The sequence below is a fragment of the Herbaspirillum autotrophicum genome, from assembly GCF_001189915.1.
In the GTDB taxonomy this organism is placed as follows: Bacteria; Pseudomonadota; Gammaproteobacteria; order Burkholderiales; family Burkholderiaceae_D; genus Herbaspirillum; species Herbaspirillum autotrophicum.
In genome coordinates this window covers 98,320-109,408 of record NZ_LFLS01000021.1, presented here as the reverse complement: position 1 = coordinate 109,408, position 11,089 = coordinate 98,320, and the positions used below count along the sequence as shown (strand labels likewise).

General features: G+C 58.5%; 12 protein-coding genes. 10 read left to right on the top strand and 2 right to left on the bottom strand.

What is annotated here, in order from left to right; all coding sequences use genetic code 11:
- Nucleotides 1-411, top strand: a 411-nt coding sequence (locus AKL27_RS16905) for an adenosylcobinamide-GDP ribazoletransferase (protein WP_198155995.1), incomplete at its 5' end; no start/stop codon positions are given.
- A gap of 21 nt (nt 412-432) precedes the next feature.
- The gene (locus tag AKL27_RS16900; RefSeq protein WP_050464016.1) at nt 433-1,014 is read left to right on the top strand and encodes a histidine phosphatase family protein; all 582 of its coding nucleotides are present in this window, start codon (nt 433-435) and stop codon (nt 1,012-1,014) included.
- Here the strand turns inward: AKL27_RS16900 and AKL27_RS16895 are convergent.
- Nucleotides 983-1,618 (bottom strand): response regulator, encoded by a 636-nt coding sequence (locus AKL27_RS16895; protein ID WP_050464015.1) that lies wholly within the window; start codon nt 1,616-1,618, stop codon nt 983-985. The two genes, AKL27_RS16900 and AKL27_RS16895, sit on opposite strands and share 32 nt — an antisense overlap.
- Nucleotides 1,611-2,990 carry a cache domain-containing protein gene (locus AKL27_RS16890; protein ID WP_050464014.1) on the bottom strand — a complete coding sequence of 460 codons (1,380 nt, stop codon included), beginning with the start codon at nt 2,988-2,990 and terminating at the stop codon, nt 1,611-1,613. The genes AKL27_RS16895 and AKL27_RS16890 overlap by 8 nt, the downstream gene beginning before the upstream one ends.
- Nucleotides 2,991-3,197: 207 nt before the next feature.
- On the opposite strand from AKL27_RS16890, the gene AKL27_RS16885 reads away from it, so the two are divergent.
- The 8 genes from AKL27_RS16885 (at nt 3,198) to ybaL (ending at nt 11,058) form a co-directional block, all read left to right on the top strand.
- On the top strand, nt 3,198-5,270 hold the full coding sequence (locus tag AKL27_RS16885; protein WP_050464013.1) for a carbon starvation CstA family protein: 2,073 nt from the start codon (nt 3,198-3,200) through the stop codon (nt 5,268-5,270).
- A gap of 11 nt (nt 5,271-5,281) precedes the next feature.
- The gene (locus AKL27_RS16880) at nt 5,282-5,491 is read left to right on the top strand and encodes a YbdD/YjiX family protein (protein WP_050464012.1); all 210 of its coding nucleotides are present in this window, start codon (nt 5,282-5,284) and stop codon (nt 5,489-5,491) included.
- 286 nt (nt 5,492-5,777) lie between these two features.
- The gene (locus AKL27_RS16875; RefSeq protein WP_050464011.1) at nt 5,778-6,158 is read left to right on the top strand and encodes a response regulator transcription factor; all 381 of its coding nucleotides are present in this window, start codon (nt 5,778-5,780) and stop codon (nt 6,156-6,158) included.
- The gene (locus AKL27_RS16870) at nt 6,158-6,775 is read left to right on the top strand and encodes a chemotaxis protein CheC (RefSeq protein WP_050464010.1); all 618 of its coding nucleotides are present in this window, start codon (nt 6,158-6,160) and stop codon (nt 6,773-6,775) included. Before AKL27_RS16875 ends, AKL27_RS16870 begins: the two co-directional genes overlap by 1 nt.
- A 10-nt stretch (nt 6,776-6,785) precedes the next feature.
- A complete protein-coding gene (locus AKL27_RS16865; protein WP_050464009.1) occupies nt 6,786-7,739 on the top strand; it encodes a sensor domain-containing diguanylate cyclase in 954 nt (317 codons plus the stop codon).
- Between the two features lie 116 nt (nt 7,740-7,855).
- On the top strand, nt 7,856-8,194 hold the full coding sequence (locus tag AKL27_RS16860) for a hypothetical protein (protein WP_050464008.1): 339 nt from the start codon (nt 7,856-7,858) through the stop codon (nt 8,192-8,194).
- Between the two features lie 154 nt (nt 8,195-8,348).
- Complete coding sequence (htpX, locus tag AKL27_RS16855) at nt 8,349-9,233, top strand: protease HtpX (RefSeq protein ID WP_050464007.1); 885 nt, start codon at nt 8,349-8,351, stop codon at nt 9,231-9,233.
- 160 nt (nt 9,234-9,393) lie between these two features.
- Nucleotides 9,394-11,058, top strand: coding sequence for a YbaL family putative K(+) efflux transporter (ybaL, locus tag AKL27_RS16850; protein WP_050464006.1), 1,665 nt, complete (start codon nt 9,394-9,396; stop codon nt 11,056-11,058).
- Nucleotides 11,059-11,089 lie beyond the last annotated feature (31 nt).

The following is an 11,089-nucleotide window of genomic DNA, read 5'->3' as shown; positions in this document are numbered from 1 at the left end:
ATGCTGGCGCTCAAGGTCGCGGCCCTGACGTCGTTGCCGGCGGCACAGGTGATGCCGGCTTTATTGCTGGGACATTCCTTGTCGCGCGCTCTGGCTGCAGCCCTGATCTGGCGCATGGAGTATGTACGGGAAGAGGGCAAGGTCAAGCCGCTGGCGCAACAGATGTCCACCGCCGAATTCGCGATTGCCGCCATCACCGTGCTGATTGCCGCGCTGGTCATCGCCGTGACGGGATGGCTGGCATGGCCGGCCATGGTGGCCGGCGGCTTGCTGGCCTTGTTGGCTACGCTGTTTCTGGCGCGTAAATTCAGCCGTCGCATTGGCGGCTATACCGGCGACTGTCTCGGCGCCGTACAACAGTTGAGTGAAGTGGGTTTCTATCTTGGCTTGCTGGCCAGTCTGCAATTCTGACCACGGGGTCAATCTCGCACCATGCGCCTCCATCTGATCCGTCATTCGCAAACACTGGTGCCGCCGGGCATGTGCTACGGCAGCAGCGACGTGGCGGTAAGCAGCAGCGAGCGCGATGCCGTTTTGCAGGTGCTCATTCCCAATCTGCCGCATGGCGCACCTTTGTTTTCCAGTCCTTTGCAACGTTGTGCCAGCCTCGCGGAACCGTTGGCGCAAGCATTGCACGGCGGGCCGGTACATTACGATGCGCGGCTGGCGGAAATGCATTTCGGTGACTGGGAAATGTGTGCCTGGGACCAGATTGCACAGGCCGCGATTGACGCCTGGGCGGCGCAGCCGGTGGACTACCGGCCCGGCGGTGGCGAGAGCGTGTTGCAGATGGCGCAACGCATCCGCGCCTGTTACCAGGACTTGCGCTTGCTGGCGGTGCCGGACCTCATCGTGATCTGTCACGCCGGCAGCATTCGCTTGCTGCAAGCGGCGTTGCACGCCTCATCGGCAAACGGTATGGCGCACCTGGCGGCTGCCACGCCGCATGCCATTGCTTACGGCAGCGTGAGTGTGCTGGACCTCACTGATACCGCTGCTCCACCGCAAACTTGATCAGTTCGGCCAGACCGTCGATACCCAGTTTGCGCTTGATATTCAGGCGATGGGTTTCCACCGTCCGCACACTGAGATCGAGTTCACGCGCGATGTGCTTGTTGGATTCGCCATTGGCGATGTGTTGCAGAATCTGATGCTCACGTGCCGTCAGTGCTTCGCCGGCGGCCAGCGGTTGCGAAATTTTTCTGGCGAGTGCGGCGCTGTAATAGATGCCGCCGGAAATCACGGTTTCGATGGCCTGGATGATGTCCTGACTTGGGGCATCCTTGAGCACATACCCGCGGGCGCCGGCCTGAATCGACTGCATCACATATTCGCCCTTGTCATGCATGCTCAGAATCAATACCGCGATTTCCGGGAAGTCGCTGTGAAACTGGCGCGTCAGTTCGATGCCGTTGACGCCGGGCATGTTGATATCCATCAACACCATATCGATGGTGTGCAGTTTTGCCTGTTGCAATGCCTGCGCCGCAGTACCGGCTTCGGCCACGACTTGCAGGCCGGATACCGCTTCCAGACGCGCGCGCAGGCCGTCACGCACCAGCGGATGGTCGTCGACCAGCATGATGCGGGTAATACGTGATGCAGTTGCTTCAGACATGAGTAAGGGCCGGATCAAAAGGGTAGGGAATACGCGCGGTGACGGTAGTGCCGGCGGCTGACGAGCGCAACGCCAGATGACCGTCGACCGCTTCCAGTCGTTCTGCCATGTTGCGCAGGCCGATGCCGCGTTGCGGGTTATTGTTGATTTGTTCCAGATCGAAGCCGACGCCATTGTCGCTGATTTCCAGGATGATCGACTGCGCAGCGCGCTGCAACGTCATGGAAATTTCACTGGCATGGGCGTGGCGGGCGATATTGGTGAGGGCTTCCTGAGCAATGCGGAACAACACCGTATTGGCACCTTTGGGCAGCGTGTCATCGTCCGCTTCCGCCTTGAAACGGATCGGTGTCTGGCTGTGACTGCTGCGCTCCTGGCATAAGTGTTCCAGCGCCGCCGCCAGCCCCAGATCATCCAGAATGGCGGGCCGCAAATCCTGCGATATGCGGCGCACTTCGCCCAGCACGTCATTGATCTGCAATGCCGTGCGTTCCAGTGCGACCCGCGCTGCAATGGCTTGATCGGGAGAGCCGGTGAGGCGGATCACGGCGGCTTCGATTTGCAGTTTGATCGATATCAGCCACTGACTGATGCCGTCATGCAAATCGCGTGACAGACGCGCGCGTTCTTCCTCTTGCGAACGCACCACGCGTTGCGCCAGATGTTTCAGTTTGGCATCGGCTACCCGGTGTTCGCTGATATTGAGCAGCCAGCCCGACAGCGCAATCACCAGCGCACTCAGAATCGCAATGCCGGCCAGCAGCCACATGGTTTTACGAATGTGTCCCGAGACTTGCTGATCGATCTTTTCCAGCGCGGCATCGACATCATCGAGATAAATGCCGGTTCCCAGCACCCAGCCCCAGCGCGGTATCGCCACCACATAACCGAGCTTGGGGGCGACCGTCTGGCTGGATGGCTTTTGCCACAGATAGCGCTCATAGCCGCCACCCTGATTGGCCAGTGCGATCAGATGCTGAATGGTCGGACTGCCACTGGCATCGCGCCATTCCCACAAATTCTTGCCCTCCAGCTCAGGCTGGCGCGGGTGCATCAGATTTTTTCCGTGTTGATCGTAGACAAAGAAATAACCATCGTTGCCGTAGTCAAGGCGCGCCAGAATGCGAATCGCCTCTTCCTTGATCCGGGCATCATCGCGGCCGGATTCGGACAGATGCGCAATCGCGCGTGCGGCCAGATCGACATAGTGCTTGAGTTCGGCATCCTTGCTGGCCAGATAAGCGGTCTCGACCGATTGCCGTTGCTGTTGCCCGAGCTGTACCGCCTGATGGCGCACCACCAGCGCGATCACGCACAAGGCCAGCAACAACGGTGCAATTGCCAGAAAAATGATCTTTTGTCTGAGTTTCATGCAGCGAATTCTACATAAAGGCATTGGGGGCGCACTACGCAATCCTACGTAGATGGTCTGCGTAGTACTCCGCTTGTGGGCGATCCGCAGATGTCAAATACTACGCCACTTGCTGCGGGTGGCTTGCCGGATCGGGAAGCGCTGGTATTCCCGGCAAGCATAAAAACAATATTTCAATTACCGACATCCCTGCACGGGAGGAGAACAATGAACCAGTTAATTTCAAAGCTGGGCTGGCTTGCGCTGGCCCTGGTCGGGGCGTTCGCACTCGGCTACGTGGCGTTGCAACGGGGCGAATCGATCAGTGCCGTATGGATCGTGATCGCCGCCGTGTGCGTCTACCTGATCGCTTACCGTTTCTACAGCCTGTATATTTCGGAAAAGGTATTGAGCCTGGACCCGGGGCGCATGACGCCGGCCTACAAGTTCAACGACGGTCTGGACTATGTGCCGACCAACAAGTACGTCTTGTTCGGCCATCACTTCGCCGCCATTGCCGGCGCCGGACCGCTGGTGGGGCCGGTGCTCGCCGCGCAGATGGGGTATTTGCCCGGCATGCTGTGGATCCTGGCCGGCGTCGTGTTCGCCGGCGCGGTACAGGACTTCATGGTGCTGTTCATTTCGACCCGGCGTGACGGCCGTTCGCTCGGCGATCTGATCAAGTCCGAACTGGGCCATGTGCCGGGCGTGATTGCGCTGTTTGGCGCGTTCATGATCATGGTGATCATTCTGGCGGTGCTGGCCCTGATCGTGGTCAAGGCGCTGGCCGAATCGCCGTGGGGCACCTTCACCGTGGCAGCCACCATTCCGATCGCGTTGTTCATGGGTGTCTATACGCGTTATCTGCGTCCGGGCCGGGTCGGTGAAGTATCTCTGATCGGTTTTGTGCTGCTGATGCTGGCCATCATCGGCGGCCAGTATGTGCAGGAACATGCGGTGACTGCACAGATGTTTACCTTCACCGGCAAGGAATTGACCTGGATGCTGATCGGCTACGGCTTCATCGCCTCGGTATTGCCGGTGTGGCTGTTGCTGGCGCCACGTGATTACCTGTCGACCTTTCTCAAGATCGGCACCATTCTGGGCCTGGCAATCGGCATCATCTTTATCGCGCCGAATCTGAAGATGCACGCGGTGACGCAATTCATCGACGGCAGCGGCCCGGTCTGGTCCGGTTCCTTGTTCCCATTCCTGTTCATCACGATTGCCTGCGGTGCGGTGTCGGGTTTTCATGCGCTGATCGCTTCGGGGACCACGCCCAAATTGCTGGAAAACGAACGCCATGCGCGTTTCATCGGCTATGGCGCGATGCTGATGGAATCCTTTGTGGCGATCATGGCGCTGGTCGCCGCATCGTGCATCGAACCGGGGATTTACTTCGCGATGAACAGTCCGGCGGCGCTGATCGGCACTACGCCGGAGCAGGTGGCGCAGGCGGTATCGCAATGGGGCTTTTATCTGACGCCGGAAATGCTGACCCACACCGCACAGGCGGTGGGCGAACACACCATCATCTCGCGCGCCGGCGGCGCACCGACGCTGGCAGTCGGCATGGCGCAGATTCTGTCGGGCTTTACCGGCGGCACGGCGATGATGGCGTTCTGGTATCACTTTGCGATTCTGTTTGAAGCGCTGTTCATTCTGACCGCAGTCGATGCCGGTACCCGCGCCGGACGTTTCATGCTGCAGGATTTGCTGGGCACCTTCATGCCGGCCATGAAACGTACCGACTCGTGGGTCGCCAGTCTGACCGCCACCGGCCTGTGCGTGGCCGGCTGGGGCTACTTCCTGTATCAAGGCGTGGTCGATCCGCTCGGCGGCATCAATACCTTGTGGCCGTTGTTCGGTATCTCCAACCAGATGCTGGCCGGTATTGCCCTGATTCTGGCAACCTGCGTCCTGTTCAAGATGAAACGCGACCGCTTTGCCTGGGTCACGATCGTGCCCACGGTCTGGATTTTGATCTGCACTCTGACTGCCGGCTGGCAAAAAGTGTTTGACGCCAATCCGCGCATCGGCTTCCTGGCCCATGCCAGCAAGTATCAAAGCGCGCTGGCCGAAGGCAAGTTGCTGGCGCCGGCCAAATCGGTGGAGCAAATGCAGCAGGTGATTTTCAACGATTACGTCGACGCCGGACTGGCAGCGATGTTCATGCTGGTGCTGATCAGCGTGCTGGTATTCGGTATTCGTACCGTGTTGCAGGCGCGGCGCTCAGGGCAGGTGAGTGTGGCCGAGACTCCTTATGAACCCATGCCGGCCGGTGTATCGCCGCAAAACTGACAGGCGCGCAGATGAAAAACATATTGCAGGAGTTGCTGACACTGAAGCGTTACGCCGGGCAAACCATGCGCTTGATGGTCGGGGTGCCTGAATATGAGGTGTATGTTGCCCACATGCAGCAAACGCATCCGGAGCAAACGCCGATGACCTATGAAGCGTTTTTCCGGGAGCGGCAGGAAGCCCGGTATGGCGGCAAGGGGCGGGTGGGCCGCTGCTGCTGAAGAACGCGACGCAAGCAGATGCAGTGAGATGACAAGGGAAGCCCGGGGAAACCCGCCGGCTTCCCTTTTTTCATATCCTGACGGCGTGCGCGGCAGGTGTTTTTTGCGCCGTATCCTGACCGCAGGGCGGGGCTGTTTCCGGGCAGGAATTTTGGCGATGTTTTGTCTGATTTGCAACATCGCAGTGAGCTTTCGCCCCGCCAGCAGTCGGTTTCCGGTGTGAATGGATGTAAAATGCAGCCAGTTTAGCAACGTCTAACAATGCCGATCACCGAGCTTACACACTATGTCAGAGCAATTTCCCGCAAAAAAAGTATTGATCGTTGATGACAGCAAGGTTTCGCGCATGGTCATCAAGGCCCACGTGTTGGCCCGGCATGCCGACTGGCAGATCCTGGAAGCCGCCAGTGGCGATGAAGCAATCGAAGTGGTCAAGCGCGAAGTGCCGGATTTTTGCACCATGGATATCAACATGCCCGGCATGCTCGGGACGGATGCCGCAGAAATCATTCTGGCCAGTTACCCGCAGGTGCGGATCGCCATCTTTTCGGCCAATATTCAGGAATCCGTGCAATCACGCTCGAAGCAACTCGGCGCGGTATTTGTTGCCAAGCCGGTGACTGACAAATCCATCGGACAGGCATTGGCGCACTTTACAGGCGAATAATGAATATCCTGACCGAGATTGAACTCGACGCCCTGACGGAAGTATTTAATGTCGGTGCCGGTCGTGCGGCGCAAAGCCTCAGTGAAATCGTCGGCGACGGGGTGCGGCTGTCGGTGCCGTCGATTGAAATTCTCAAGTCGAATGAAGTCAACGCCAAGGTGCTGGCGTTGTCGCATAGCCGGTTTGCCACGGTCAGCCAGTTTTTCACCGGTCCGTTCGACGCCGAAGCGGTGCTGTTGTTTACCGAAGATCATGCGCTCGAAATCGTGCGCGATATGATGGGTTCGCAGATGTCGCTCGAAGATCTGGCCGAGTTCGAGCAGGAAGCCATGTGCGAACTCGGCAATATCATTCTCAACGCCTGCATGTCCGCCATGTCCGATATGCTCGGCATCGTGCTCGGCAGTTCGCTGCCGACCTATCTGGTGTCGTCGCCCGATGACATCTCCGAGCGGCTGGTCGCCGATAGCAACGATGATGCCTACGTGCTGGTCTTGCACATCGATCTCATGATCGAAAAGCGCCACACCCAGGGCCATCTGATCTTCTTGCTGAGTTCAAGCTCCCTGAATCAGCTGGTGACGCATATCCAGCGTTATCTGGACAGTATTCCGTGAGCCATATTTGATGAGTAGTCCGGTTTCCCATTTCGAAGCAATTGAAGTATTCGACAGTATCAATCTCGGATTGATTGTGGTCGATCCTGACTTGAAGATCGTGCTGTGGAATCAGTGGATGGCCCGGCATAGCAGGATCACCCAAGAACAGGCACTCCGAAATGATTTCAAGGGTTTGCTCGCCGATCAGTTGTCGCCGGGATTCCTGCGTGCGCTCGACAATGCGCTCAGGTATGGATTGCCGGCGGTGATGTCGAGTGCCTTGCACCGGTCACCGTTGCCGCTGTTTCATCAGCACGAAAACGAGGATGCGCCGGTGCGGATGTATCAGTCGATCATCATTACGCCGCTGACCTCGGCCGAAGGTATGCATTCCTGCCTGATTCAGGTCAGTGATTCCAGCACGTCGGTGAAGCGCGAAAAAATGCTGATGTCGCACTCGGAAACGCTGAAGCGACAAGTGGTCACTGACAGTCTGACCGGTATCTACAACCGGCGCTTCTTCGACGACAGTTACGCCAGCGCGCTCAAGCAGGCCAAACGCCAGCAGAGCGCGTTGTCGCTGTTCATGATCGATATCGATTTTTTCAAACAATATAACGATCATTACGGCCACATGGCCGGCGATAAAGCCTTGAAGGCAGTCGCCAACGCCCTGGGCGGGCAGATGATGCGTTCCACCGACGTGTTTGCGCGCTATGGCGGTGAAGAGTTCATCATCCTGATTCCCGGCTTCAGTCCGGAACAGGCCGGCTTGTTTGCCGAAAAGCTGCGCGCCTGCGTGCTGGCGCTGGCAATCCGGCATGAGAAGTCACTGGCCAACCACTATATGACGATCAGCGTCGGCGTCGATACCTGTATCCCGGAGCCGGACTTTGACGGCAAGCTGTTGCTTGACCGTGCCGATGCCGCGTTATACCGCGCCAAGCAGGGCGGACGTAATCAGGTGCACGCCTCAGTTTGAGGTCTTTTATTTCGATTTCGCCATGCTTGCGTATAATTGACCCCGTGCCCGTCAGGGCCTTGTCTGATCAACCTGACCAACGCCTTCCGATCTGATTGTTAATGCGCCGACTATTGATGTTGCTTCTGGTATTGCTGTTCCCCTTGCAATTGTTTGCAGGGACGCTCGCGCATATGCCCGAACCGGTAGTCGCCGCGATTGATATCGTCAGCGTTGACGCCGGCAGCAATCGCGACAGTCTGGCATTGCCGGGCGAGCTGGCGGCACAGGATTTGTCAGTTGATGCCGATGAAGCGGACAGCAGCGCGCAGCAATGCGATCTCGAAGATCAGACATTGCCGGGGCAGGAGCTGACACTGTCTGCCGTCTGGCATTCCTTCCCGCATTTATTTCCACGCCCGGCGGCGTGGGCATCGTCGTTTATCGACATCGTCCGACCGCCTCCATCCGTCTGATCGTTTGGCGCTGCCGCGACCACGCTGCGCGCCTTCTGCTGACACTGCCGCCTGCGCCGGTGCCGGCCTGATCCCTGTCTGAGTTTTTGCATTCTGCTCTCTTGTCTGACTGCTGCCGCCGTGTCGGCGGCCGGTCCTTTTTACTGGAACCAACATGAAACGCGTGATCCTATTCCTTGTTACCAACCTGGCCGTGATGCTGGTGCTGAGCTTTACCGCCAGCCTGCTCGGCATCAATCGCTACCTGACCGCCAACGGCATGAACTTCGGCATGCTGCTGGCATTTTGCGGATTGATCGGTTTTGGCGGGTCGTTCATTTCGCTGTGGATGTCCAAGACCATGGCCAAGTGGTCCACCGGTGCCCGCGTGATCGATCAGCCGCAGAATTCCACCGAGTTGTGGCTGGTGGATACGGTGCGCCGTCTGGCGACCCGGGCCCAGCTGACGATGCCGGAAGTCGCGGTGTACGACGGTCCGGCCAATGCCTTTGCTACCGGCGCCAGCAAAAACAATTCACTGGTCGCGGTATCGACCGGCTTGCTGCAAAGCATGACCAAAGAAGAAGTCGAAGCGGTGCTGGCGCATGAGGTGGCGCACATCGCCAATGGCGACATGGTGACGCTGACCCTGATTCAAGGCGTGGTGAACACCTTCGTCATGTTTCTGGCGCGCATCGTCGGCTATTTCGTCGATTCGGCCCTGCGCCGCAACAGCAATGAAAACTCTGGTCCCGGCATCGGTTACATGATCACGGTGGTGGTCTGTGAAATCGTGTTCGGTATTCTGGCCAGCGTCATCGTCATGTATTTTTCGCGGCAACGTGAATACCGTGCCGATGCCGGCGCGGCTTCGCTGCTCGGTTCGCCGGTACCGATGATCGGTGCCTTGCGTCGCCTCGGCGGTATCGAACCTGACGGTTTGCCGCAAAACCTGCAGGCCTCGGGTATTTCCGGACGCCAATCCTGGATGGGCCTGTTTTCCAGCCATCCGCCGCTGGAGTCGCGCATCGCCGCATTGCAGAACCGTTCGGTGCGCTAAGTTGGCTGACATGCGCACAGTGCGCGCCAAACATGGTCGCGCACTGATGCGTTAACCCGGGTGACTTTTATTTGTTGTTCCGGTTTTTAGTGTGTTTTTTCATTTCGTTTTTTATCGCGTTATTTCCATCCAATTATTTTCATCTTGATTCAGGGAGTCTATGCCTCACCACACACCGCTCATCGCAACCATTGTCGGCGGTCTCGTACTGGCTTTTATTTTCGGGACGCTGGCACATCGACTACGCATGCCACCGCTGGTCGGCTATCTGATCGCCGGTATCGCCATCGGCCCGTTTACACCCGGCTTCGTCGGTGATGCCGACCTGGCCCAGGAACTGGCTGAAATCGGCGTCATTCTGCTGATGTTCGGGGTTGGGCTGCATTTCTCGCTCAAGGATTTGTTATCGGTCAAGAATATCGCCATCCCCGGCGCGGTGGCGCAGATCAGTATCGCCACCTTGCTCGGCATGGGTATGGCGTGGGCGCTGGATTGGCCGATGGGTGAAGGCTTTCTGTTCGGACTGGCATTGTCGGTCGCCAGTACCGTGGTGTTGCTGACCGCACTGCAGGAACGCCGACTGGTAGAAACCAAGCGCGGTCGCATCGCGGTCGGCTGGCTGATTGTGGAAGATATTGCGATGGTGCTGGCGCTGGTGCTGATCCCGGCGCTCAGCGGCGTGCTTGGCGGCAAAGGCGAAGCGCTCGGCACCGGTGCCTTGCTGACCACGCTGGCGCTCACGCTGGGCAAGGTAGTGGCATTCGTGGCCGTGATGCTGATCGTCGGCCGGCGCGTGATCCCATGGATTCTGGAACGGATTGCCGATACCGGTTCGCGCGAATTGTTCCGGCTGGCAGTGCTGGCGATTGCACTCGGATTTGCGCTGGGTTCGGCCTACGTGTTCGGCGTGTCGTTTGCGTTGGGTGCATTCTTTGCCGGCATGATTTTGTCGGAATCGGAATTGAGTCATCGCGCGGCCGAAGAATCGTTGCCATTGCGCGATGCATTCGCGGTATTGTTTTTCGTCTCGGTCGGCATGTTGTTCGATCCCTCGATCCTGATTCGTCATCCGTTCCTGGTGCTGGCCACCTTGCTGATCATCGTGGTCGGCAAATCGCTGGCGGCGCTGTTCATCGTGCGCGCATTCGGACATCCGTTATCGACCGCGCTGACGATCTCCGCCAGCCTGGCGCAAATCGGCGAATTCTCGTTCATTCTGGCGACGCTGGGTATTTCGCTGGGCCTGTTGTCGCCCACTGCGCGCGACTTGATTCTGGGGTGTGCGATTCTGTCGATTCTGGTCAATCCCTTGCTGTTCTCATTGCTGGACCGGCTCAAACCGGCGCTGGAAAAACGCGAACGCGCGCTGCATCCGGCGGTGGCCGACAGCGCGCCGTATACTGCCGAAGCGCTGCATGATCACGTCGTGCTGGTGGGCTACGGCCGGGTGGGGCGGCATGTCGGCGAGACGCTGAAAGCGCAGGGCAGTCAGTTTGTCGTGATCGAAGATCAGGTCGAACTGGTCGACAGTTTGCGTGCCGCCGGGATCAATGCCTTGTATGGCAATGCCGTTTCCGCCGAGGTGTTGCAGGCCGCCAATATCGCCGCCGCGCGCTGGTTGCTGGTAGCGATTCCGGGTGCCTTTGAAGCGGGGCAACTGATTGAACATGCGCGAGCTTCTAATCCGGCGATCCGGGTCATTGCCCGGGCGCATTCGGAAGCCGAGGTCGAGCATCTGGAGAAGCACGGTGCCGCACATGCCATCATGGGAGAACGCGAAATTGCCAATGGCATGCTGGCTTGCGTGAAGAGTGCAGCGGCCTGATGGCGTGAGTGGTTTGGTGCAAAATCGCTGT